General features: G+C 71.4%; 21 protein-coding genes. 7 read left to right on the top strand and 14 right to left on the bottom strand.

Going from position 1 to position 24,076, the window contains the following annotated elements; all coding sequences use genetic code 11:
* Positions 1 to 372 precede the first annotated feature (372 nt).
* The 3 genes from ACWD12_RS19595 to ACWD12_RS19585 form a co-directional block, all read right to left on the bottom strand.
* Positions 373 to 1,689 (bottom strand): PhoH family protein, encoded by a 1,317-nt coding sequence (locus tag ACWD12_RS19595; RefSeq protein ID WP_358363789.1) that lies wholly within the window; start codon positions 1,687 to 1,689, stop codon positions 373 to 375.
* 324 nt (positions 1,690 to 2,013) lie between these two features.
* Positions 2,014 to 2,775: an isoprenyl transferase gene (locus ACWD12_RS19590; RefSeq protein WP_358363791.1), complete on the bottom strand. Its 762-nt coding sequence runs from the start codon at positions 2,773 to 2,775 to the stop codon at positions 2,014 to 2,016.
* 260 nt (positions 2,776 to 3,035) lie between these two features.
* Entirely contained in the window at positions 3,036 to 4,859 is a 1,824-nt protein-coding gene (locus ACWD12_RS19585) for a phosphoenolpyruvate carboxykinase (GTP) (protein ID WP_435839210.1), read from the bottom strand.
* A gap of 240 nt (positions 4,860 to 5,099) precedes the next feature.
* On the opposite strand from ACWD12_RS19585, the gene trhA reads away from it, so the two are divergent.
* The 3 genes from trhA (at position 5,100) to ACWD12_RS19570 (ending at position 8,320) form a co-directional block, all read left to right on the top strand.
* Positions 5,100 to 5,765 (top strand): PAQR family membrane homeostasis protein TrhA, encoded by a 666-nt coding sequence (gene trhA / locus ACWD12_RS19580; RefSeq protein WP_358363795.1) that lies wholly within the window; start codon positions 5,100 to 5,102, stop codon positions 5,763 to 5,765.
* 282 nt (positions 5,766 to 6,047) lie between these two features.
* A complete protein-coding gene (locus ACWD12_RS19575; RefSeq protein ID WP_450100567.1) occupies positions 6,048 to 7,625 on the top strand; it encodes an MFS transporter in 1,578 nt (525 codons plus the stop codon).
* Between the two features lie 62 nt (positions 7,626 to 7,687).
* Positions 7,688 to 8,320: an acyl-CoA-like ligand-binding transcription factor gene (locus ACWD12_RS19570; protein WP_358363797.1), complete on the top strand. Its 633-nt coding sequence runs from the start codon at positions 7,688 to 7,690 to the stop codon at positions 8,318 to 8,320.
* A 96-nt stretch (positions 8,321 to 8,416) separates the two neighbouring features.
* Here ACWD12_RS19570 and ACWD12_RS19565 read toward each other — a convergent pair whose 3' ends face one another.
* The 4 genes from ACWD12_RS19565 to mca all read right to left on the bottom strand — a co-directional run bounded on the left by ACWD12_RS19565 (position 8,417) and on the right by mca (position 13,225).
* On the bottom strand, positions 8,417 to 9,646 hold the full coding sequence (locus tag ACWD12_RS19565; protein ID WP_450100566.1) for a glycosyltransferase 87 family protein: 1,230 nt from the start codon (positions 9,644 to 9,646) through the stop codon (positions 8,417 to 8,419).
* 97 nt (positions 9,647 to 9,743) lie between these two features.
* Complete coding sequence (locus tag ACWD12_RS19560; protein WP_450100565.1) at positions 9,744 to 11,894, bottom strand: thioredoxin domain-containing protein; 2,151 nt, start codon at positions 11,892 to 11,894, stop codon at positions 9,744 to 9,746.
* 29 nt (positions 11,895 to 11,923) lie between these two features.
* A complete protein-coding gene (locus ACWD12_RS19555) occupies positions 11,924 to 12,211 on the bottom strand; it encodes a hypothetical protein (RefSeq protein ID WP_358363802.1) in 288 nt (95 codons plus the stop codon).
* A gap of 138 nt (positions 12,212 to 12,349) precedes the next feature.
* A complete protein-coding gene (gene mca, locus ACWD12_RS19550; RefSeq protein WP_358363803.1) occupies positions 12,350 to 13,225 on the bottom strand; it encodes a mycothiol conjugate amidase Mca in 876 nt (291 codons plus the stop codon).
* Between the two features lie 143 nt (positions 13,226 to 13,368).
* Between mca and ACWD12_RS19545 the strand changes: the two genes are divergently transcribed.
* Together ACWD12_RS19545 and greA are read left to right on the top strand one after the other, a co-directional pair.
* On the top strand, positions 13,369 to 13,788 hold the full coding sequence (locus ACWD12_RS19545; RefSeq protein WP_358363805.1) for a DUF4307 domain-containing protein: 420 nt from the start codon (positions 13,369 to 13,371) through the stop codon (positions 13,786 to 13,788).
* 148 nt (positions 13,789 to 13,936) lie between these two features.
* On the top strand, positions 13,937 to 14,434 hold the full coding sequence (gene greA, locus ACWD12_RS19540) for a transcription elongation factor GreA (protein WP_358363807.1): 498 nt from the start codon (positions 13,937 to 13,939) through the stop codon (positions 14,432 to 14,434).
* Between the two features lie 191 nt (positions 14,435 to 14,625).
* Here greA and ACWD12_RS19535 read toward each other — a convergent pair whose 3' ends face one another.
* The 7 genes from ACWD12_RS19535 to ACWD12_RS19505 all read right to left on the bottom strand — a co-directional run bounded on the left by ACWD12_RS19535 (position 14,626) and on the right by ACWD12_RS19505 (position 21,896).
* Positions 14,626 to 15,492: an ABC transporter permease gene (locus tag ACWD12_RS19535; RefSeq protein WP_358355540.1), complete on the bottom strand. Its 867-nt coding sequence runs from the start codon at positions 15,490 to 15,492 to the stop codon at positions 14,626 to 14,628.
* Positions 15,489 to 16,529, bottom strand: coding sequence for an ATP-binding cassette domain-containing protein (locus tag ACWD12_RS19530; RefSeq protein WP_450100564.1), 1,041 nt, complete (start codon positions 16,527 to 16,529; stop codon positions 15,489 to 15,491). Before ACWD12_RS19530 ends, ACWD12_RS19535 begins: the two co-directional genes overlap by 4 nt.
* Before the next feature lie 289 nt (positions 16,530 to 16,818).
* Complete coding sequence (ilvA, locus tag ACWD12_RS19525) at positions 16,819 to 18,057, bottom strand: threonine ammonia-lyase (RefSeq protein WP_358355536.1); 1,239 nt, start codon at positions 18,055 to 18,057, stop codon at positions 16,819 to 16,821.
* Between the two features lie 12 nt (positions 18,058 to 18,069).
* Positions 18,070 to 18,729, bottom strand: coding sequence for a response regulator transcription factor (locus ACWD12_RS19520; protein ID WP_358355535.1), 660 nt, complete (start codon positions 18,727 to 18,729; stop codon positions 18,070 to 18,072).
* Entirely contained in the window at positions 18,717 to 20,459 is a 1,743-nt protein-coding gene (locus ACWD12_RS19515; protein WP_450100563.1) for a sensor histidine kinase, read from the bottom strand. The genes ACWD12_RS19520 and ACWD12_RS19515 overlap by 13 nt, the downstream gene beginning before the upstream one ends.
* Positions 20,456 to 20,917: a response regulator gene (locus ACWD12_RS19510; protein WP_450100562.1), complete on the bottom strand. Its 462-nt coding sequence runs from the start codon at positions 20,915 to 20,917 to the stop codon at positions 20,456 to 20,458. The genes ACWD12_RS19515 and ACWD12_RS19510 overlap by 4 nt, the downstream gene beginning before the upstream one ends.
* Before the next feature lie 478 nt (positions 20,918 to 21,395).
* Positions 21,396 to 21,896 carry a MarR family winged helix-turn-helix transcriptional regulator gene (locus tag ACWD12_RS19505; RefSeq protein WP_450100561.1) on the bottom strand — a complete coding sequence of 167 codons (501 nt, stop codon included), beginning with the start codon at positions 21,894 to 21,896 and terminating at the stop codon, positions 21,396 to 21,398.
* A gap of 298 nt (positions 21,897 to 22,194) precedes the next feature.
* On the opposite strand from ACWD12_RS19505, the gene ACWD12_RS19500 reads away from it, so the two are divergent.
* Together ACWD12_RS19500 and ACWD12_RS19495 are read left to right on the top strand one after the other, a co-directional pair.
* The gene (locus ACWD12_RS19500) at positions 22,195 to 23,043 is read left to right on the top strand and encodes a hypothetical protein (RefSeq protein ID WP_450100560.1); all 849 of its coding nucleotides are present in this window, start codon (positions 22,195 to 22,197) and stop codon (positions 23,041 to 23,043) included.
* 316 nt (positions 23,044 to 23,359) lie between these two features.
* Positions 23,360 to 24,061: a hypothetical protein gene (locus ACWD12_RS19495; protein ID WP_450100559.1), complete on the top strand. Its 702-nt coding sequence runs from the start codon at positions 23,360 to 23,362 to the stop codon at positions 24,059 to 24,061.
* Positions 24,062 to 24,076 lie beyond the last annotated feature (15 nt).

Below are 24,076 nucleotides of genomic sequence, written 5' to 3'. Positions count from 1 at the left end.
ACCCACCCAGCCGTACGCGGGGTCCTACAAGTCAACGAGCCTGCCTCAGGGCGACGCGCGAAGGCAATTTTCGTGCACGTGTCGAAAGTCACACCGGCCACGAGCGGGGCAACAAATCGGTTCCGTCGCACGGGACTTCCGGCGCGGATTACGCTCATTCGTTTCGGCCCCTCGCGAAGCGGCGCGGACAGCGTTGCACGGACGCGGATAAAGGCGCCGTCAACTCCCCAACAAGGCATACGTCATAGCGAACCGGGACTTTCGCCCTGTTCCGCCGAGGACGTGCGCACAGGTCCGGGGACACCCTCGACGGGTGTCCCCGGACCTGTGGACAAACGAGCGGCGGCGCGCCGCGTCACCAGTTGGGCGGGACTAGGCGGGCAGGTCCTCCAGCATCTCGGTGACCAGCGCCGCGATCGGCGAGCGCTCCGAGCGGCTCAGGGTCACGTGCGCGAACAGCGGGTGCCCCTTGAGCTTTTCCACCACCGCGACCACGCCGTCGTGCCGCCCCACGCGCAGGTTGTCGCGCTGCGCCACGTCGTGTGTCAGCACCACGCGCGAGTTGCTGCCGACCCGCGAGAGCACCGTCAGCAGGACGTTGCGCTCCAGCGACTGCGCCTCGTCGACGATGACGAACGCGTCGTGCAGCGAACGGCCGCGGATGTGGGTGAGCGGCAGGACCTCCAACATGCCGCGCCCGACGACCTCCTCGATGACGTCGGCGGTGGTGACGGCGGACAGCGTGTCGAACACCGCCTGCGCCCAGGGGCTCATCTTCTCGTTCTCGGTGCCGGGCAGGTAGCCGAGCTCCTGGCCGCCCACCGCGTACAGCGGGCGGAAGACCATCACCTTGCGGTGCTGGCGGCGTTCGAGCACGGCTTCGAGCCCCGCGCACATCGCCAGTGCCGACTTGCCGGTGCCGGCCCGGCCGCCCAGCGAGACGATGCCGATCTCCGGGTCGAGCAACAGGTCCAGGGCGATGCGCTGTTCGGCGCTGCGGCCGTGCAGGCCGAACACCTCGCGGTCGCCGCGTACCAGGCGCACCTGCTTGTCGGCGGTGACCCGCCCGAGCGCCTTGCCGCGCTCGCTGACCAGCACCAGGCCGGTGTGGCACGGCAGATCGGCCGCTTCCTCGATCTGCACGCGCTCGTGCTCGAACAGATCGTCGATGTCCTGGGCGGCTACCTGGAGTTCGGCCATGCCGGTCCACCCGGACGTGCTGACCAGCTCGGCGAGGTACTCCTCGGCGTTGAGACCCATCGCCGATGCCTTCACCCGCATGGGCACATCCTTGGACACGAGCGTGACGTCGTGGCCTTCCGCCTGGAGGTGCCGGGACACCGCCAGAATCCGCGAATCGTTGTCGCCCAGCCGGAATCCGGGCGGAAGGACGGTCGCGTCGATGTGATTCAACTCCACCCGCAGCGTTCCGCCGGCTTCCCCGATGGGGATCGGCGCGTCGAGGCGGCCGTGCCTCGTGCGCAGTTCATCCAGACTGCGCAATGCGTGACGGGCGAAATAGCCGAGCTCGGGGTGATGCCTTTTGGCTTCGAGCTCGGTGATCACAATGACGGGCAGGACCACTTCGTGCTCGTCGAACCGCAGGAATGCGGCGGGGTCCGCAAGCAGCACGCTGGTGTCAAGGACGTACGTGCGGCGCTGCGGAGCACGGCGTTGGTTCGTGGCCACGGAATGCCTCGCCCCCTTTCAGGGCGCGCGCACCGTACGCCCTGATCGCTCGGAGTCCAGGACCGGGCCCGAGGGCCGGGTGCCTGGCCCTCCTGTCGCCGTGGACAGTGGTGCAGTATCCGCACGGAAGGGCCTCCCTGGCAGGTGACGGGGGGTCACCTGTGTTGCGACACCCGGCGGGTGGCCGCCAGGTCTGGCGAGGTTATTCCCTACTGGATGCGTCGCAACACAATCTGGGCGATCATTTGCCGCGCGTTCATGTTCGCAACAGACGGGGTATCAGCCACCGAATTTGCTGCCGTAACGTTTGGCCGCCGGGAAAGTTCAGGCACCGTAACGGCGGTGGCGCGCCGCGTAGTCGCGCAGTGCGCGCAGGAAGTCGACCTTGCGGAAGTCCGGCCAGAACGCTTCGCAGAAGTAGAACTCCGAGTGCGCGCTCTGCCACAGGAGGAATCCGGACAGCCGTTGTTCACCCGATGTGCGGATCACCAGGTCGGGATCCGGCTGCCCGCGCGTGTACATGTGTTCGGAGATGTGCTCGACGTCGAGCACCTCGGCCAGTTCCGCGATCGAGGTGCCGCGCTCGGCGTGCTCCTGAAGCAGCGAGCGGACGGCGTCGGCGATCTCGCGGCGTCCGCCGTACCCGACCGCGACGTTGACCAGCACGCCCTTGATGTCGGACGTCGCCGCCTCGGACTCCTTGAGGACCGTCGCGGTGTGCTCGGGCAGCAGGTCGAGGGCGCCCACCGGGTGCACGCGCCAGCGGCGGGTCGCGGCCAGGTCGCGCACCGCGTTCTCGATGATCTCCATGAGATCGGCGAGCTCTTCCGGCGGCCGGTTGAGGTTGTCGGTGGACAGCAGCCACAGCGTGACGACCTCGACACCGACCTCCTCGCACCAGCCGAGCAGCTCGTGGATCTTGTCGGCGCCCTTGCGGTGGCCCTCGGCCGGCTGCTCGCCGTACGCCTTGGCCCAACGCCGGTTGCCGTCCAGGATCACGCCCACGTGGCGCGGTACGTCGGTGGGGTCGAGCGAGGTCTCGATGCGCCGCCCGTAGGCGCCGTAGACGAGGTCCCGCAGGCTCATGTCCACCTGCCGCTCCTCCGTCCTGTGGATCACCCGCGCCGGAAACCCTACTCCCGCAACCGGACCAGCGGGAATCACCCGAACGCCGAGCGGCGTGAAGAGTCGGTGAAGACTCCGCGTGTCATGCAAGCGAAACGGCCCCGCCGGGTATTCCGGCGGAGCCGTCTCACACATCCGGCCCCTCGCGCACCCGGCTTCCCGGGCGCGCTCAGGGCGCGTACCTCACACGGACCCGGAGGCCGTACGCCGCGAGGGGTACGTCACGCCTCCAGGCGCGAGACCAGCGCGTTGTACTCGTCCCACAGCTCCTGCGGCGTGTGCTCGCCGAACTTCTCCAGGTGCTCGGGGACCAGCGCGGCCTCCTGCTTCCAGATCTCGCGGTCGACGGTGAGCAGCAGTTCGAGCTCGGCGTCGGTCAGCTCCAGGCCCTTGAGGTCCAGGGAGTCCTGGGTGGGCAGGACGCCGATCGGCGTCTCGACGCCGTCCGCGATGCCCTCGAGGCGCTCGACGATCCACTTGAGCACCCGGCTGTTCTCGCCGAAGCCCGGCCAGACGAACTTGCCGTCCGAGTCCTTGCGGAACCAGTTCACGTAGTAGATCTTCGGCAGCTTCGACGCGTCGGTCGCCTTGCCGATCTCCAGCCAGTGGGCCATGTAGTCGCCCATGTTGTAGCCGCAGAACGGCAGCATCGCGAACGGGTCGCGGCGCAGCTCGCCGACGGTGCCCTCGGCCGCGGCGGTCTTCTCGGAGGCCACGTTGGCCCCGAGGAAGACGCCGTGCTGCCAGTCGAAGGACTCGGTGACCAGCGGGACCGCGCTCGCGCGGCGGCCGCCGAAAAGGATGGCCGAGATCGGCACACCCGCCGGGTCCTCCCACTCGGGGGCGATGGTCGGGCACTGCGACGCGGGGACGGTGAAGCGGGCGTTCGGGTGCGCCGCCGGCGTCTCCGAGTCCGGCGTCCAGTCGTTGCCCTTCCAGTCGGTCAGGTGTGCGGGCGCCTCGTCGGTCATGCCCTCCCACCACACGTCGCCGTCGTCGGTGAGCGCGACGTTGGTGAAGACCGAGTTGCCCCACAGGGTCTTGATCGCGTTGGCGTTGGTCTCCTCGCCGGTGCCGGGTGCGACACCGAAGAAGCCGGCCTCCGGGTTGATCGCGTACAGGCGGCCGTCCGCGCCGAAGCGCATCCACGCGATGTCGTCGCCGATCGTCTCGACCTTCCAGCCCGGGACCGTGGGCTGGAGCATCGCGAGGTTGGTCTTGCCGCATGCGGACGGGAAGGCCGCGGCGACGTACTTCGGCTCGGCGCCGGACGGCGGCGTGAGCTTGAGGATGAGCATGTGCTCGGCCATCCAGCCCTCGTCGCGGGCCATGACCGAGGCGATGCGGAGCGCGTAGCACTTCTTGCCCAGCAGGGCGTTGCCGCCGTAGCCGGAGCCGTAGGACCAGATCTCCCGGTCCTCGGGGAAGTGCGAGATGTACTTGGTCTCGTTGCACGGCCACGGGACGTCCGCCTGACCCGGCTCCAGCGGGGCACCGAGGGTGTGCACCGCCTTCACGAAGTCGCCGTCGGTACCGAGGATGTCGAGCACCGGCTGACCCATGCGGGTCATGGTGCGCATGGAGACGGCGACGTACGCCGAGTCGGTGATCTCGACGCCGTAGGCGGCGAGCGGCGAGCCGAGGGGGCCCATGCAGAACGGCACGACGTACATCGTGCGGCCCTTCATGGAGCCCTTGAACAGCCCGCCGAACTTGGCGCGCATCTCGGCCGGGGCGACCCAGTTGTTCGTGGGACCGGCGTCCTCCTGCTTCTCCGAGCAGATGTAGGTGCGGTCCTCCACGCGCGCTACGTCCCGAGGGTCGGACGCGGCGTAGTAGCTGTTGGGACGCTTCACATCGTCGAGCTTCTTGAACGTGCCCTTTTCGACGAGCAGGTCCGCGAGGCGCTGGTACTCCGCCTCGGAACCGTCGCACCATTCGATCCGGTCCGGCTGGGTGAGCTCGGCGATCTCGCGCACCCATTCGATCAGCTGACTGTGTTTCGTCGGGGCCTTGTCCAGGCCAAGGGCCTCGTACGCCACGATCGCTCCATTTCGCGCCGGGGACGGCGAGCCCCCGGCGTCGGGGTTGAGGGTTGCGGGGATTTTAACGCGGTCACCCACACGGGGGATCGGGCGGGAGGGCCCCGGCCGGGAAGTTGTGCCCCCAAAACGGGCGGATGACCCAAAGATCGGCGCGAGAACCCCGGTTCGGCGCGGATATTCCGTGATGAGTTTCACGTCCTACCAACAGGTAACCTACGTCCCCGTAAGTACACTTCCCGCATGAGTGTGGACGTACACGCCCTCGCGCCCGACGGCCCCGCCGTCAAACCCAAACTACGCGGTTGGCTTCACCTGGGGACCTTCCCGCTGGCCGTGGCCGGCGGGATCGTGCTGGTGGCCGTGGCCGACACCACGAAGGCCAGGCTGGCGTGCGCGGTGTTCGCACTGACCGCCGCGATGCTCTTCGGCACCTCGGGTCTGTACCACCGGGGCAACTGGGGCCCGCGCGGCGAGGCCGTGCTGCGGCGCCTCGACCACGCCAACATCTTCCTGATCATCGCGGGCACCTACACGCCCTTCTCGATCCTGCTCTTCGGCGTCGACTCGCCGCTGCTGTTCGTGGTCTGGGGCGGTGCCCTCGCGGGCATCTGCTTTCGGGTCTTCTGGATCGGCGCACCACGCTGGCTCTACACACCCGTGTACGTCGCGCTCGGATGGGCCGCCGTCTTCTACATCCCCGACTTCCTGCGCGAGGGCGGGGTCGCGGTCCTGGTGCTGGTGGTGACGGGCGGCCTGCTCTACAGCCTCGGCGCCGTCGTGTACGGGCTCAAGCGCCCGGACCCCTCGCCGCACTGGTTCGGCTTCCACGAGGTCTTCCACGCGTTCACGCTCGCGGCGTTCACCGCCCACTACGTGGGCGTCTCGCTGGTGGCGTACACCCAGTAGGCACTGCCCCGCAGGCCCGCAGGCCCGCAGGCCCGCAACCGGCAACCGGCAACCGGCAGGCGAACCCCCACCCGACGGATGTACTTTCGCCACACCTCCTGACACACCGGACACGCTTCGGGCCGAGGCCCGCATCCCCAGGGATGCGGGCCTCGGCCGTTTTTGCGCGCCCGGCCCCTGCCCGGAGAGCAGGCCGAGGCACTTTATGACAGTAGCACCCTCTTGACAGTTGAAATCTTTTGATAGCTACTGTCATTTAACAGCTACTACCAAGGGGTGGACATGGACACGACGACGGCGGACCCCCGCCGGTGGTGGGCCCTCGGCGCGCTGGTCATGGGCGTACTGGTGCTCGGCTTCGACATGACGATCCTCAACGTCGCGCTGCCGACGATGGCGACGGAGCTGGGGGCGGACACCGGCGACCTGCAGTGGATCGTGGACGCGTACACGATCGTCTTCGCGGCGCTGCTGCTGCCCGCGGGCCTGCTCGGCGACCGGTTCGGGCGCAAGAAGCTGATCCTGGTCGGGCTGGGCCTCTTCGGGGCGGCCTCGCTGTTGGGCACGTTCGCCGACTCGGTGGGCATGGTCGTCGCGGCGCGGGCGCTCATGGGGATCGGCGGGGCGCTGATCATGCCCCTGTCGATGTCGATCCTGCCGAGCCTGTTCCCGGCCGAGGAGCGCTCGCGGGCGATCTCGCTGTGGGCGGCGGGCATGGCACTCGGCATGCCGCTCGGGCCGATCCTCGGCGGCCTGCTGCTCCAGCACTTCTGGTGGGGCTCGGTGTTCCTGCTCAACGTGCCGTTCGTGGTCCTCGCGGGCATCGCGTGCGCGCTGCTGCTGCCGGAGTCGCGCGACCCGCACGCCGGACGCATCGACGTCCCGGCCTCGGTGTTCGGTGCCGTCGGGCTCGCGGCGCTGGTCTTCGGTGTCATCGAGGCACCGCGCCGCGGCTGGGTCGACCCCGTCGTCCTGGTGCTCGCGGCGTCCGGGGTCCTGCTGCTCGCGGCCCTGGTCCTGCGCGAGACGCGCTCGCGGACACCGATGATCGACTTCGGGCTCTTCCGCGACCGGCACTTCCTGTGGGGCTCGACGGCCGCGGTGGTCCCGTCGTTCGTGATGGGCGGCGTGTTGTTCGTGCTGCCGCAGCGGTTCGCGTCCGTCGACGGGTTCGACGCGCTGGGCACCGGCGTCCGCCTCGTCCCGTTGATGGGCGGGCTGCTGGTCGCCGCGGTGCTCAGCGACCGACTCGTCCCCCACCTCGGGTTCCGGGTGGTCATCCCGGTCGGCCTGCTGCTGCTCGGCGGTGCCGTGCTGCTGGGCTCGACGGGCAGCGCGTCCGACGGATACGGCCTGATCGCCCTGTGGCTGACGCTCGCCGGATTCGGACTCGGCCTGTCACTGGTGCCGGCCACGGACGCGGTGATGGCGACCATCGCGCCGGAGCGTGCCGGGGTCGGGTCGGCCCTGCTGCAGAGCATGCGGCAGGTCGGCGGCGCGCTGGGCATCGCGCTGCTCGGCAGCCTGCTCGCCGCCGCGTACAGCGACCGGCTCGACGCGGTCGGTCCGGCGGACGACTCGGTGGCCGCGGCCGCGCAGGTCGCGTCGCGCACCGGCGACACCGCGCTGCTCGCGGACGCGCAGTCCGCGTTCGTGCACGGCATGGACCTGGTCCTGCTGGTGTGCGGCGGAGTGTCGGTCGTGGTCGCGCTGCTGGTCGCGGCGTTCCTGCCGGGCCGCCGGGCCGCGGTCGCGACGGGGGAAGAGACAGGGGAAGCGGCGCGGGGGGCGCGGCCGGACCGTGCGGCCGACGGTGCCGCGGGCGGTGCGGCGGATCCGGCGCCTGTGGCATCGGCATGACATGGGAGGTGCGCCCCCGCTCGTGTTCCGGGCGGCTGGGGCGCTGCCCGACAATGGCGTCCATGACCTCGAAGGCCGGCCCGCCACAGTCCTCCGTACTCCCGGAACCCCCGCTCGGCCTGCGCGAGCGCAAGAAGCGGCGGACCCGCGAGGCGATCCGGCGCGAGGCGTACCGGCTCTTCCGCGAGCAGGGGTACGACGCGACCACGGTCGATCAGATCGCCGACGCGGCCGAGGTGTCGCCCAGCACGTTCTTCCGGTACTTCCCGACCAAGGAAGACGTCGTGCTGACGGACGAGTACGACCCGGCGATCATGCAGGCGCTGCGCGCGGTGGCGCCCGGCACGCCGATTGTCGAAACGGTTCGGCAGGCCGTTCTGGGACCGCTGCGGGCGATGATGGACGACGGCCGCGCGGAGATGGAGATCCGGATGCGCCTCGCGGTGGCCGAGCCGGCCGTGCAGGCCCGCTCGTACCACCAGCAGCGCGAGACGATGCGGATGATGGCCGAGGTGTTCGCGGAGCGTTCCGGACGGGACCCCGACGACCCGCAGCCGCGGTACGCGGCGGCGACGGTCGTCGGGGTGCTCAACGAGTCGATGCTGCTGTGGGCGGAAAACGGCTTCGTCCGCGACCCGGTCGAGGTGGTCGACGAGGCGCTCCGCTTCCTCGCGTCGGGCCTGCACACGATGTAGCGGACGGGCCGCCGCGGGGTGCGGCGACGGCCATGGCCGCATGCGGCCGTGGTACGCGGCGGTCCGGGCACACACAACCGCGGTGCGCGGCGGCGGTCAGGGCGCGCGGCTGCCGCTCACCGGCGCGGCCGACCGCCGTGGCACAAGGACCGCGGCGGCCGGCCGGGCCGCCCGCCGCGCCTGCCACGCGGCGAACGCCAGGAAGCCGAGACCGAACAGGATGTACCAGGCCGAGAGCGCGGTCTGCCAGGGCGCGAAGTCCAGTTCCACGTAAGGCACATGCGGTACCGCCCAGACCGCGAAGGTCCAGAAGACCGCGACGGCGGCCAGGGCACGACGGGCATCGGCCCACAGCAGTACGGCGATCGGTACGCACCACACCCAGTGGTGGGTCCACGCGATAGGGGCCATCAGCAGACCGGTCATCGCGCACACCGGCAGGCCCCACCGGTCCCCCAGCCGGCGATGGGCGAAGACCGCGCACGCCAGCCCGGCCACCGCGACGACGGCGACCAGCAGGAGCCACGCCTTGTCGGGCTCGCGGGTGTGCGTGATACGCACGACCAAGCCGCGGATCGACTGGTTGGCCGCGTTCTCCAGGCGGCCCACGCGGTCGGCGTCCCAGACCAGTTCGCCCCAGAAGCGGCGACTCGCGTCGGGCAGGGCCAGTACGCCGACCAGGACCGTGGCGGCGAACGTGACGGTGGCGACGGCGGCTTCGCGGAACCTGCGGGTCAGCAGCAGGTAGAGCACGAAGATGCCGGGTGTCACCTTCATTCCGGCGGCGATGCCCAGCGCGAATCCGCGCGTGCGGGCGGTGGCGGGGCGGGTGAAGTCGGCGAGGACCAGCGCGAGCAGGAGCAGGTTGATCTGGCCGTAGCGGAAGGTGGTGAAGACCGGTTCGGCCCACATGCCGACGGCGGTGACGACCACGGCGACGGTGGTGCGGCGGCGGCCGTCGATGCCGGCTAGGCGGCAGGAGAGCAGGGCCACCACGAGCAGCAGCGCGATGTTGAGGCCGATCACGGTGAGCCGGAGGGCCTCGTACGGCGGCAGGATCAGCACGGTGAACAGCAGTGCGGCGAACGGCGGATAGGTCGCGGGCAGGTTGTGCGGCGTGGCCAGCGGGCCGTACAGGTCGACGCCGGCCGCGACCGCGGCACCTTCGGCGCGGTAGACCACCAGGTCGACCATCGACGGCTTGGTCAGGCCCCGCACCCCGAGGTAGACGACGACCGACGCGGCCAAGGCGAGCAGCGCCCAAGCGGGCGGCGTGCCCTTGCGGGCGAGTGACAACTTTTCCCGGAACACCACGAATCCGCGCATGAGCCGACGTCCCCCAGAGCTGGTTCTGCAGGAGAGAGCATACTCAGTATGCATGTATGCCATGCGAATTCTGGTGTTACGTCACGAAACCATAGCGTTACCCAGCGTCGCGACTGCCGACCTGAGCGGCGAGTTCCGCCGCGTCGCCGGTCGGCGCCCGGCACACGAAGTGCCTGCACACGTACGCGGCCGGGTGCCCGTCCTGCAGCGGACGGTCGCGCAGCAGCGCCACCGGGCCGCCGCCGTCCTCCGCGGGCTCACCCACCGCGACCACCGCCCCCGGGGCCGTCGCCATCAGAGCGACACGGCGCAGTACACGCGTCGCCGCGTCGTCGAACGGGCCCACCACCGCGATCTCGCGGGGGCCGTCGAGCCACGCCTCGGCCACCGCGAGACCCCAGCCGATCGCGCGCGGCGCCTGCCGGCCGAGCGGGCTCACCAGGCCGAGGGCGACCCCGGCGGCGTCGCGGTGCTCGGCGGAGCCGGTGTACGCCGCGTACGAAAGCAGCGCGCCCGCCGCCGCGGTCCAGCCGGACGGCGTCGCGTTGTCCGTCGGGTCCTGCGGGCGCCGGAACAACTGCTCGGCGTCGTCCGCGGTGTCGAAGAACTCCCCGTTCTCGCCGGTGAAATGGCCCAGGACCACGTCGAGCAGGACACCCGCGAAGGTCAGCCACACGTCGTCCGAGGTGACCGCGTACAGCGCGAGGAAGCCCTCGGCGGTGTCCGCGTAGTCCTCCAGGACACCCGCGTTCGGCCCGGCGCGGCCGTCACGCGAGGTACGCGCCAGCCGATCGCCCCAGTCCTGGCCGTGGTCGTCGCTGTCTCCGTCCCGGAGTTCGTCCCGGAGTTCGCCCCGGTGTTCGTCGCCGTGCTCGGCGGCGGTGTCCACGGGTGCCGCCCCGGGGGCACCCAGGTGCACGCTGACCAGCAGATCGCCCGCCGCGATCGCGGCCTCGACCAGGTCCGGCCGGTCGAACAGCGCGCCGGCCTCGGCCAGTGCGGCGATGGCCAGGCCGTTCCAGGCCGCCACCACCTTGTCGTCGCGCGCCGGCCGACTGCGTTCGGCGCGGGCGCGGAACAACCGCTCGCGTACCGACTCGTAGCGGGCCGGGTCGTCGGGGTCGGCGAGCAACTGCAGGACCGACATGCCGTGCTCGAAGGTACCGGCCTCGGTGACCTCGAACAGTTGTGCCGCCCAGGCCCCGTCGTCCGGCCCGAGCACCTCGGCGAGTTGGTCGGGCGTCCAGGCGTAGAAGGCGCCCTCCGTGGACTTGCCGGCCGCGTCGAGGCTGTCGGCGTCCAGCGCGGACGCGAACCCGCCCTCCGGCGTGCGCAGTTCGCGGACCAGGAAGTCGGCGCTCTCCAGGGCGATCCGGCGGGCGAAGGCCGAGCCGGTGGTGCGCCACAGGTGCGTGTAGACGCGGATCAGCAGCGCGTTGTCGTACAGCATCTTCTCGAAGTGCGGAACGATCCATTCCGCATCGACGGAGTACCGGGCGAAGCCGCCGCCGAGTTGGTCGTACATACCGCCGCGCGCCATCGCCGAGCAGGAGTGCTCGACCATGTCGAGCGCGGCCCGCTCACCGGTGCGCGCGTGGTGCCGCAGCAGGAACTCCAACAGCATCGACGGCGGAAACTTCGGGGCCCCGCCGAACCCGCCGCGCGCCTCGTCGTAGTCGCGGAGGCTCGCCCGCAGCGCGGCGTCCAGGTCCTCGACGCCCGGGGGCTGCGCCCCCACCAGCCCGCCGCGCGGGGCGGCCAGCTCCTGCGCCACCTTGGCACCGCTCGCCACCACGTCGTCGCGGCGCTCCCGCCACGCGTCGCCGACGGCCTCCAGCAACTGCCGAAAACTCGGCATGCCGTGCCGGGGCGCGGGCGGGTAGTACGTCCCGCAGTAGAACGGCTCGCCGTCCGGTGTGCAGAACACCGTCATCGGCCACCCGCCCTGGCCGGTCATGCGGGTGGTGGCCTCCATGTAGACCGCGTCGACGTCGGGGCGTTCCTCACGGTCGACCTTGACGGCCACGAAGTGCTCGTTCAGGTACGCCGCAAGCTCCGCGTCCTCGAACGATTCGTGCGCCATCACATGACACCAGTGGCACGCCGCGTACCCGACACTCAGCAGAATCGGCACATCCCGCCGCCGCGCCTCCGCGAACGCCGCCTCCCCCCAAGGCCACCAGTCGACAGGGTTGTCCGCGTGCTGCAGCAGATACGGCGAGGTCGATCCCGCAAGGCGGTTGCTCATACCGCCATCCTCGCAGGACGACCACCCGCCTACTTGGCGCCGTTGTCCTGTGTCTTGCGGTTGTCTGCGGCGTCGGCGGGGTTTTCGGGGTCGGGGGTGGCGGCGTCGGGGGTTTCGTCGGAGGCGGAGGTGCGCTGGACGGGGAGGTCGCGTTGGATCGGCGCCTCCTCGAAATTGACGCGGCGGATCTGCTTGTTCATGGAGCGGAGCAGCAGCCAGGTCGCCGCCGCCAGGACCGCGACGACGGTGAACCCCAACAGGCCGGGGGTGACCTTGTCCTCCTCCAGCGCGGCAAGCTGCAGGGCGAGGTCGGTCATGGGGTTCCTCCAGTCGACGGATGCGGCGGGCGAACGCGGACGGCCGCCCCTCAAGGGTCGCACGCGCTTGTGCGCATGAGAAAAGAGGGGCGGCCGTCAGGTCGCTCGTATGGGGGACGGCGCGCCGCGCCGGGTCGCTCAGACGTTCGCGGCGGCCCGGATCCCGGCGAACAGGTCGTCCTCGGGCAGGTCGGTGTCGACCAGCGAACGCACCAGCTCGTAGTCCTCGGTGGGCCAGACCTCCCGCTGGACCTCCAGCGGCACCCGGAACCAGAAGCCGTCCGGGTCCACCTGGGTCGCGTGCGCGATCAGCGCCTGGTCGCGCAGCCCGAAGTAGTCGGCGCACGGCACGCGCGTCGTGATGTCGCGCTCGTCGCGGTCGCCCCAGCGCTCCAGCCATTCGCCGTACGGCGACTCCAGGCCGCGCGCCACCATCGCCTCGTGCAGGGCCTGCACGCGGGCCCGCGAAATGCCCTGGTTGTAGTAGAGCTTGAGCGGCTGCCACGGCTCGCCGGCCTCGCGGTACGCGTCCGGGTCCCCCGCGGCGTCGAACGCCGCGACGCTCACCTTGTGGGTCTGGATGTGGTCGGGGTGCGGGTAGCCGCCGTTCTCGTCGTACGTGGTCACGACGTGCGGGCGGAACTCGCGCATCAGGCGTACCAGCGGTTCCGCGGCCTTCTCGACCGGCTGCAGGGCGAAGCAGCCGTCCGGCAGCGGCGGCAGCGGGTCGCCCTCGGGCAGGCCCGAGTCGACGAAGCCCAGCCACGCCTGCTCGACGCCCAGGATCTCGCGCGCCGCGTCCATCTCCTTGCGGCGGATCTCGTCGATGTTCGCCTCGATCTCCGGGTCGCCCTGGAGCTTGGGGTTGAGGACGGATCCGCGCTCGCCCCCGGTACAGGTGACGACGAGGACCTCCGCACCCTCGCGGACGTACCGCGCCATGGTGGCCGCGCCCTTGCTGGACTCGTCGTCGGGGTGCGCGTGCACCGCCATCAGCCTCAGCCGCTCACTCACGGGAAAAGTCGCTCCTCCTGATAGCGCCCCCGGGTTCTGCGGAGGCGGCCCCCTTGTGCTCCGGAGACCCGTCATATAGTGGCCGAAGCAGTGGGCCCGGGCGAAACCCGCCGGTCCGCGGACCGAGGCACGGGAGTGGACCAGTGACCCAGACCGCCGGTTCGGCCGGTTCAGATGCCGCGCTCTCCCGCGACCGCTACGGCCGCCGCGCCCCCGTGCGGGGCAAGGACCGCAAGCTGCGGATCGCCTTTGTCGTCTTCTTGGTGCTGCTGGTCTCCGGGACCGTATGGATCGGTCTCGACCAGGCCAACCGCGATGTCACGGCGAGTATTCCGAGTTATCGGGTGACGTCGGAGCGGTCCGTGGAGGTGCAGGTCGAGGTGCGCAAGGACAAGGGCAAGGAGGCCGTCTGCGTGCTGCGTTCGCGCGGCGGCGACGGGGCCGAGGTGGGGCGCAAGGAGGTCCGCGTCCCGGCCGGAGTGTCGAACACGACGCTCACCGAGGTGCTGCAGACCACGGACCGGCCCAACACCGCGGAGCTGGACGGCTGCCGCATCGTCTGAGCGGACGCATGAGTGCCGGTCCGCCTGGGAAATTGTTAGTCTCGGGGTTTCGTCCCTTCATCGCCGGCGGCGCACCTGGCCCCGGATGGTGAAGGGGCGCTGATTTATCCGGGGCGAGAACACGTTCCATGACCGACGAGGAGCATCCGTGACCCAGACCAGCGAAAACGTCACCTGGCTCACCCAGGAGGCGTACGACCGGCTCACCGCCGAGCTGGAGCACCTGTCGGGTCCCGGCCGTACCGAGCTGGCCGCCAAGATCGAGGAAGCCCGGCAGGAGGGCGACCTCAAGGAGAACGCCGGCTACCACGCGGCCAAGGAGGAGCAGGGCAAGCAGGAGCTGCGCATCCGCCAGCTCAAGGGCCTCCTGGACAACGCGAAGGTCGGCGAGGCACCCGCGGACACCGGTGTGGTGAGCCAGGGCATGATCGTCACGGTCGCGTTCGACGGCGACAAGGACGACACCATGACGTTCCTGTTCGGCTCGCGCGAGGACGTCGGCAACGACGTCGAGGTCTACTCGCCCGCGTCGCCGCTCGGCACCGCGATCAACGGGAAGAAGATCGGCGACAGCGGCAGCTACGAGCTGCCCAACGGCAAGTCGATGAACGTCGAGATCATCGAGGTCAAGCCCTACACCGGCTGACCCCGGGCACCCGGCCGGCCCCGACCGGCCGGTCCCCCGCCGCACAACAGCGGTGCGGCGGGAGGACGGCGGCACGGACGGGAGCAAGGACGAGAGCGACGCGCGACGCGGAAGGGCCCCGGCCGTGGCCGGGGCCCTTCCGCGTCGTCGGTGCTCGGTTTCCGCTGCCGCCCGTCGGGCGGCGTTGCCGATCAGGCGGTCGCGGAGCGGTACTTGCGGACCGCGAGGGTGCGGAACACCGCGATGATCAGCAGGGACCACAGCAGCGACGCCCACACCGGGTGCTGCATCGGCCAGGCGTTCGACTCGGACACGCCCGGGTTCCCGAAGAGCACGCGGCCCGCCTGCACGGTCGCGCTGAACGGGTTCCAGTCCGCGATGTGCTGGAGCCAGGTGGGCATGCCGGCCGTCGGCACGAACGCGTTGGACACGAACGTCAGCGGGAACAGCCAGATCAGGCCGGCCGAGGTCGCCGCCTCCGGAGTACGCACCGACAGCCCGATCAGCGCGCCGATCCAGGTGAACGAGTAGCCGAGCAGGAGCATGAGCGCGATCGCGCCCAGCGCCTTCGGAATGCCCTCGTGGACCCGCCAGCCCACCAGGAGCGCCACCACGATCAGCACGACCATGGTGAGCGCCGTCTGCACGAGGTCGGCGATGGTCCGCCCGGTGAGCACCGCGCCGCGCGCCATCGGCAGCGAGCGGAAGCGGTCGATGAGCCCCTTGGTCATGTCCTCCGCGATGCCCGCGCTCGAACCGGCGGTGGCGAAGGTGACCGTCTGGGCGAAGATGCCGGCCATCAGGAACTCGCGGAACATCTTCGGGTCGGTCGACCCGTCGACGTTGATCGAGCCGCCGAAGACGTACGCGAACAGCAGCACGAACATGACCGGCTGGATCATGCCGAAGACGACGATCTCCGGGATCCGGGTCATGCGGATCAGGTTGCGCTTGGCGATGACGATCGAGTCGTGGAACGACTGCACCAGCCCCCCGCGCGGCTTCGGCGCGAGAGAGGTGGGCGAGATCGAGCCCTTCGCCACGGTGTCGGTCGTCATCGGGCGGCGTCCTTCCGGGTTTGTGCGGCCTTGTCGGCGGTACGGCGTCCGGCGTCCCCGCCTTCGTCGTCACCGCCGTCGCCGTTGTCGTCGGCGTCCTCGGCGTGATGGCCGGTGAGCGAGATGAACACGTCGTCGAGGGTCGGGCGGCGCAGCCCGATGTCGTCGATCTCGACGCCGCGCTGGTCGAGTTCGCGGATGACCTCGGCGAGCAGCTTGGCGCCGCCCTGCACCGGGATGGTCAGGCGGCGGGTGTGCTGGTCGATGGCCACGTCGTCGCGGCTGAAACCGCGCAGGACCTCGGTCGCGGTGCCGATCAGTTCGCGGTCGTGGACGACCACCTCGACGCGCTCGCCACCCGTCTGGGCCTTGAGCTGGTCGGCGGTGCCGCGCGCGATCACCTTGCCGTGGTCGACGACCATGATGTCGTGCGCGAGGTGATCGGCCTCCTCCAGATACTGCGTGGTCAGCAGCAGCGTGGTGCCGTCCGCGACGAGGTCCTGGATGACCTCCCACAGGGCGAGGCGGTTGCGCGGGTCGAGGCCGGTGGTCGGCTCGTCCATGAACATCACCGGAGGCCGGACCACCAGGGCGGCGGCCAGGTCCAGCCGGCGGCGCATACCGCCCGAGTACGTCTTGGCCGGCCGGTCGGCCGCATCCGCGAGGTTGAACCATTCGAGCAGGTCGACGGCGCGGGCTTTCGAGTCCTTCGCGCTCATCTGGTAGAGCTCGCCGACCATCTGGAGGTTCTCACGCCCCGTCAGGTACTCGTCCACGGCGGCGAATTGGCCGGACAGCCCGATCGAGCGGCGGACCTGGTTCGGCTGCTTGACGACGTCGAACCCGGCCACCGTGGCGTGTCCGGAATCGGGGGTGAGCAAGGTGGTGAGGACCCGCACGGTCGTGGTCTTCCCGGCCCCGTTCGGCCCGAGCAGGCCGAGGACGGTCCCCGTCGGCACATTGAGGTCGACGCCGTCGAGCGCCCGTACTTCGCCGAAAGTCTTGACCAGACCTTCGGCGACGATCGCATCCTGCATGTTGTTGGATCACTCCTCGGGCGGTGTTCCGCGTCAGTCGTGATGGCGGCGCGTGGCCGGGTCGGCGGCCGTCGCGACCGGACGGGTATCCGATCTTGTGCGTGTCGCTTTCCACCCTGCCGCGCGACCCGAACCGGCGCGACCGGTTTTCCCCCGGCCACAGGTCGTCACCAGCCAAGCACAGCGCACTGACACAGCGTGAGGGCAAGATCCGGCCGCGGAAGGTCCGCGCGTGTCGCGAGAAGGTCCGCGTGTACGTGCTGCGCGCGTGTGTCGCCCGACCGACCGCTCACGCCTCCGTGACCGGGTACCCCGCCTCGGTCATCGCCGCGATCACCTCGCGGCAGTGCTCGACGCCCTTGGTCTCCAACTGGAGTTCGACCTCCACCTCGCCCAGTTGCAGCGAGGCGTCGGTACGCACGTGCGTCACGTTCCCCACGTTCGCGTCCGTCGCGGCCAGTTCGGCGAGCAGCGTGGCCAGCGCGCCGGGGCGGTCGGGGATGCGTACCCGCAGCGACAGGTAGCGCCCGGCGGCCGCGAGGCCGTGCCGCAGCACGCGCAGCATCAGCAGCGGGTCGACGTTGCCGCCGGACAGGATCGCGACCACGGGTGGCTCGATGGTGACGTACGACTGCGAGCCGCCCGCCTCCAGCAGCGCCGCGACCGACGCCGCGCCGGCCGGTTCGACGACCAGCTTGGCCCGCTCCATGCACAGCAGCAGTGCCTGCGACAGCGATTCCTCGCCGACCGTGCGCACCCCGTCGACCAGCTCGCTGATCAGCGAGAACGGCACCTCGCCGGGGCAGCCCACCGCGATGCCGTCGGCCATCGTCGTCACCGACGGCAGCGCGACCGGGCGGCCCGCCGCCAGCGACGGCGGGTACGCGGCCGCGGAGGCCGCCTGCACGCCGATCACCTTGATGTCCGGGCGCAGCGCCTTGACCGCGACCGCGACGCCCGCGAGCAGACCGCCGCCGCCGGTGCCGACGAGGATCGTGCGCACCTCCGGGCACTGCTCCAGGATCTCCAGGCCGACCGTGCCCTGGCCCGCGACGATGTCCTCGTGGTCGAAGGGGTGGATGAACACCGCGCCGGTCGCGTCGGCGTACTCCTTGGCGGCGACCAGGCAGTGCTCGACGGTGGTGCCTTCCAGGAGCACTTCGGCGCCGTAGCCGCGGGTCGCGGCGATCTTGGGCAGCGGCGCCCCGGCCGGCATGAAGACGGTGGACCGTACGCCGAGCAGCTGCGCGGCGAGCGCGACGCCCTGGGCGTGGTTGCCGGCACTGGCCGCGACGACGCCGCGCGCCCGCTCGTCCTCGGTGAGGCCCGCGATGCGCACGTACGCGCCGCGGATCTTGAACGAGCCGGTGCGCTGGAGGTTCTCGCACTTGAGGTAGACGGGACCGCCGATGCGCTCGGTCAGCGCACGGCAGCCCGCGAGGGGCGTGGTGCGGGCGACGCCGTCGAGCAGTTTGTGCGCGACGCGGATGTCGTCCAGTGAGACCGACTGGGGTGAGGGCGAACTCATGCCCTCAGTGTGTCACCGGCCGATCTTCCCCTCGCGGAGGAAGGTCAGGACCGCGAGTACCCGCCGGTTCCCGTCCGCGCCCTGCGGGAGTTCGAGCTTGCCGAAGATGTTGCGCACGTGGGTCTCGACCGTTTTCGGGCTGAGGAACAGCTCGGCGCAGATGGCCTGGTTGGAACGTCCCTGCGCCATCAGCGACAACACCTCGGCCTCACGGTCCGACAGCCCCGCCAGGGCCCCGCCGGTACGTCGGCGGCCGAGCATGCCGGCGACCACCTCCGGGTCGACGACGACGCCGCCGTCCGCGACCGTGCGGATCGCGGCGGCGAACCGGTCGAGGTCGGTGACGCTCTCCTTGAGCAGGTAGCCGCGGCCGGGCGCGTCGCCGCCGAGGAGGCGTACCGCGTGGTGGCCTTCGACGTACTGGGACAGGACCAGCACGCCGATACCGGGGCGTACCGAGTCGAGGGTGACGGCGGCGTCCAGCCCCTCGGTCGTGTGCGTCGGCGGCATGCGGATGTCGACGATCGCGACGTCGGGGTGCTCGGTGCGGACCAGCGCGACCAGCCCGTCCGGGTCGCCGGCCTGTCCGACCACGGTGAAGCCGGCCTCGGCCAGCAGGCGCGCGACGCCCTCGCGGAACAGCAGGGCGTCGTCCGCGATCACGACGCGCACGGCAGCTCCGCGACGACCCGGGTGCCGTGGCCCTCGGGGCTGTGCACGGTCAGCACGCCGTCCAACGCCTCGACGCGGTCCGCGAGTCCGCGCAGGCCCGAGCCACCGCACGGATCCGCGCCGCCCGCCCCGTCGTCGGCTATCTCCACCGTCATCGCCCCTTCCCCTTGATGGACCGCGATCGTCACGCGGGCGGCGCCGGCGTGCTTCGCGGCGTTGGCCAGCGACTCGCTGACCACGAAGTACACCGCTTCCTCCAGGCCCGGCGGGAACCGGTCCTCGGGCACGGCGACCACCTCGGCCGGCACCGGCGACCGCTCGGCGAGCGACACGAGCGCGGCACCGAGCCCGGCCTCGGTCAGCACCGCCGGGTGGATGCCGCGGGCCAGCTCGCGCAGTTCGGCGATGGCGAGCTTGAGCTCCCCGGCACACTCGTCGAGGCTTGCCGCGAGTGCCTCGTCGCCGCCCGGCACCTGGGTACGCGCGACCCGCAGCATCAGCGCCAGCGTCACCAGCCGCTGCTGCGCTCCGTCGTGCAGGTCGCGTTCGATCCGGCGCCGTGCGGCGAGGCCCGCCTCGACGATGCGCGTGCGCGACGCGCGGACCTCGGCCAGCTGGGCCCGGACCTCGGCGTGCAGGCGCTCGTTCTCCATCAGCAGCCGCGCGGTGGCGGCCACCGCCCAGATGAGGTCCGGGGATTCGTCGAGTGCGGGGTCGTATGCGATGGCGCCGACGCCGGGAAGCGCGATGACTGCGCGGCCCGGCCCGGGCTCCGGGAGCGGGCGCGGCCGGCCGTCGGGGTCGACGTAGTCGTCGTACCCGGGGCGGTAGTAGATCAGCCGCAGGCTCGGGTCGCGCAGCGAGCGGGCCAGGGCACCTTGCAGGCGGCCGGGCGGCGGGGGCGAATGGCCGAGTTCGGCGGCCAGGTCGGCGGCCACCGAACGCCCCGCGCGGGCCCGGATCATGCCGGCCAGCAGGAACAGCGGCCACACGGCGAGCGAGACGCGGGCGGCGGCGATGCCGGTGCCGTACGTCGACCGCAGCGCGGGGACCATGACCATCAGTCCCGTGTAGACGTACACACCGGTCATGCCGATGTTGCCGAGCAGCACCGGGGTCCAGCCGCGGCGCAGCAGCCGGCTCGCGGTCCACCAGCGGACGCAGAAGAGGCTGAGCGCGACGAGGTACACGATGGTCGGCAGCATCGAGAACACGATGTCGGCGCGGCGCGGCGAGATGTTGGCGACGTCGGTCTCGGCGAGCAGGTCGCGCGGCCGGACGTCCCAGCCGCCGCCGAGCCAGAACCACACGACCACGCACGGGCCGGTGGTGACGTACGCGGCCACCAGCAGCGCACGCCGCAGCCGCGGGTACGCCTTGCCCCGCGCGAAGTCGGTCATGACGTGCGCGATCACGCCCATGACCAGCCAGTCGGCGAAGAAGCCGACGAGGAAGGCGACTTTGTGGTGCACCCCGCCGAACAGGATCAGCGTGCACATCACGGCGGCGAGCAGCATCGGCCAGATCGTCTCGCCCGGGCGGCGGCGTTCCGCGGCGACGACGGCGCACCAGGTGAACGCCCATCCGGCGAGCAGGGGCAGAACCGTGTGGCTGATGGTCTCGGACCACGTGAGGTGGTAGCCGCCGTAGCGGACGGCGACGATCGCGAGGAGGGTGGCGGCGGCCTGGCCCGCGATGATGGTCCGGGTGACGCGCGTGCTGCGGTTCACCGGTCGTCCGCGATGGGCGGGTCACCCGGGCGCTGCGCGGTCTGGCGCTGCGTGGTCGGAGTCGGCGCGGCCGGGCTCCGTGCGGCCGAAGCGCGCAGGGTCGCGGCCAGGCTCTGCGGCGACAGCTCTTCCTTCGAGATGTAGCCGTCGGCGTGCGCCCCCGCGATGCGGTCGCCGTAGTCGTCGCGCGCCCGCCCGGATATCAGCACGATCCCCACCCCCGCGTCGTCCGCCCGGATCCGGTCGGCCGCCGTGAAGCCGTCGTACCCCGGAAGCTGCACATCGAGCAGCACCAGGTCGGGACGCAGCCGCCGGGCCGCCTCGACGCCCCCGGGGCCGTCGGCCGCCTCCCCCACGACCCGGTACCCCCACGAGGTCAGCAGCCGGGTCGCCAGCCTGCGGAAACCCTCGTGGTCGTCGACGAGGACGACGGTCAGCGGTGATCCGGTTGCAGCCACCGGGACATCCTCCTCCGCCGCTGGGCCGTCGAACCGCGGAGCGCGGCAGAGCGACTGTCGGCGGGCCGGGTGGGCCGATCGCCGCGGGTTCTTCGGCTCCGCCTTGCACCGGGTGTCCCCCTGGACCCCCCACGTGCGGCCCGGGTCGATGCGGGCCGAACGTATTGGTGCGGAGCCCCGCGCGGTGAGACCTCCCCCCGGGGCCTCACCGCGCGGCGGTGGCGTTCGGCGTACGGGCGGGGTCCCGTACTTGCCGCCACCGGAACGCCGCGGCGATCGGTGGGTTCATGGTGGCCCGGACGGCCCGCGGTGCGCCTCGGGGACAACCCTGAATCGGACCAACCTGAAGCCGAAAGCCCGAGTCGGACAGCCTGAGTCGGACAGCGTGAGTCGGCACGGGCCTTTGCGCGCGGCGGGGCTGACGAGCCGTCAGTCGCCGCGCGCGGTCCTCAGGACGCGCTCAGTCCTCGGACGCGAGTCACCCTTCGGCCGCGGGCTGCCCCTCGGCCCCCGCACGCGCCGCCTGGCGCCGCACCATCGCCTGGTTGAACCGGGCCAGCAGCTCGGTGAACCGCTCGCGGTCCTCCGCCGCCCAGTCGTCGCACATCTCGGCCATCAGCTGGATCCGCGCCCGGCGGACCTGGTGCAGCCGGTCCAGGCCCATCTCGGACAGCCGCAGCAGGACCGCGCGGCCGTCGTCGGGGTTGGGCACGCGGTCGACGTACCCCTGCTCGACCAGCGGCGTCACCTGCCGCGTCACGGTCGACGAGTCGATCGACATGGCTTGTGCGAGTGCCTTCACGCCCATGGGGCCGTCGACTTCGAGGCGGCCGAGCAGCAGGTACGCCGCGCGGTCCATGGTGTAGCGCAATTCGCCGGCCGCACCCAGGCGGGTCTGCTCGGCACGCCGCGCGAACAGCGCGACCTCGTGCTGCATCCGGTCGTACAGCGCGTCGTCGGGCGCCAGGTCGGGTGTCATTGCGGCTCACTCGTCGTGGGGATGTGGTGGCACGAAGGATAGGGCCCCGACCGGCACGGCGTACCGGATGTCCGCTCACCGCATCCCGCGCATGTCGCCCGCGGAGACGGGCGTGCGGCCCGCGCAACCGGGCAGCGTGAAACGGACGTTCCGGGATCGATCGAATGATCTTCGCGAGGAGGAATCCTCGTGAAACCGGTCCAGATATGCGCCTACGCGTGATATTCCGGTCAAGGGAATCCATTCGCTCCCCTGGTGGAACAAGTGCACATCACAAGCCGCACCGCCGGGAGGTGTCGTGCATCGCCGCGATCAACGTGAGTTCGACGCGTTCGTCCGCGCCGTGGGGGACCGGCTGCTGCATACCGCCGAACTCCTGACCGGCGACCCGGTACGTGCGGAGCGGCGGGTCGACAGGGCACTGGCCCGCACCTATCTCAAGTGGCGGCACTCGGCGGAGTCGGATCCGACGCGCATCGCGCACCGGGCACTGGTGGCCGGTTACCTGGACCCGTGGCGGCCGTTGCCGTGGCGGCCGCAGCCGACGCGGGGGCCGGGCCGAGGGTGGGCGGCCGGCTCCGCGGAGGTCTGGGCGGGAGTCGCACCCGGGGCCGGAGTCGGCGCCGCGGTCGGGGCCGGCGAACCGGGCTCGTGCACGGACGCCGAGGCGGAACGGGCTCGCGACGAGGTGCTGCGGGGGCTGGACGGGCTGACGCGGTTGGAGCGTGCGGTCACGGTGCTGCGGGCGTACGCGCGGCTCGACGAGTTCGACACCGCCGAAGCGCTGGCGGTGCGCGAAGCGACGGTGCGCTCGGCGTACGGACGGGCCGCGGCCCGCCTGGCCGCGGCCGCGGGTGTGGGCACCGCCGCGCAGCCCGGCGGCGCGGACCGGCGGCGGTCGAGGGAAACGATCACGTGGACCGCGGGCGTCGGCGTCACCCACGGGCAGACGCCCGCGCCGGGCGCTCCGGACTCCGCGGCCTCGTCGGTCGCGGCCGGTGCGGCTGCCGAGTTCGACACGTTCGGCTCGGTCGGCTCGGTCGGCTCGGTCGACACGTTCGGCTCGTCAGCCGCATCCACCACATCTGCCTCTTCGGGGGAGGTGGGTCGCATGCACCCGAGTGGTGGCACGAAACCACATGTGTAGCACGGTAGTTGGCGGCGCCGACGCGGTGCGGCCGCGGCGCGCGGACACGCCGGGCCCACCGGGGCCAAGGAGCGTTTCCCGGACTCCGCGCCGGGCATCGCGTAAGAAGTGGCCGACAAACTCGATGCGGCGCCGGAAACGGCGCCAACAGCCGTGTGTATCCCGGCTGTCCGGTCCGAGGAGGGCCGATGAGCGAGCGCTGCGACCGAGCCGGTAGGGGCACGCGCCTCGCCACCGCGGCCGCACGGTCCGGACCACGGTCCGATGCAGGAGCGAGAACAGGGGTCGGCCTGGGGGCGATGGTGGAGGCGGTGGCATGAGCATCACCATCGAACCGACGCCTGCCGCGCTCCCGCCCGACCAGCCCGTGGGGACGCCGCCCGACTACCCGATGCGCCCGCTGCCTGCGGGTGGTTCGCGGCGCGCGCGGCGTACCGCCGCCCGGCTGCGGTTCACCCGGCTGATCGCCGCCGTCGCGGCCGGCGCGGGGCTCGCCGCGGTGGCGGCGGTCACCGTACCGGCGCCGACGGAGCGGCAGGCGGGGCCTGCGCCCGTACCGTCGCCGCCCGGTCCGGAGCCCAGCAACCCGAGTCGCCCCATCCCGCGTACGGCGGTCGGACTGGGCGCGAACGCATGGGTGCACGCCCAGGGTTGGTGCATCGGCGACCTGGCGGCGGACCAGTCGACCGGGGTCGTGAACTCGTGCCGGTTCCTGCCGCGCCCGGGCGGCCTCGACGTGGCGGTCCTGAACCCCGGCGAGTACGCGCCCGCCGGATACTCGCTGGTCGTCGCCGTGGCGATCGGTCCGACCGCGCCTCCCGCGTCGCTGCGGGGGCGCCTCACCGACGCCGCCGGTTCCGGCGACATGGCGACCGACCGGGTGCCGGGGCTGCCCGGCGTCATGTTCCTCTGGGGGTTCAGCCGTACCGGGGCGGTGTCGGTGGAGGTTCTGGAGCCGGACGGCTCGTCGTTCGCGTCGTGCAACGACTGCATGGCGGCGGGGCGCATCGCCACCTGACCCGTCGGACCGGGC

This window comes from Streptodolium elevatio (genome assembly GCF_053592165.1).
The sequence above is the reverse complement of the archived record's forward strand: the minus strand, read 5'-3'. Positions and strand labels throughout refer to the sequence as shown.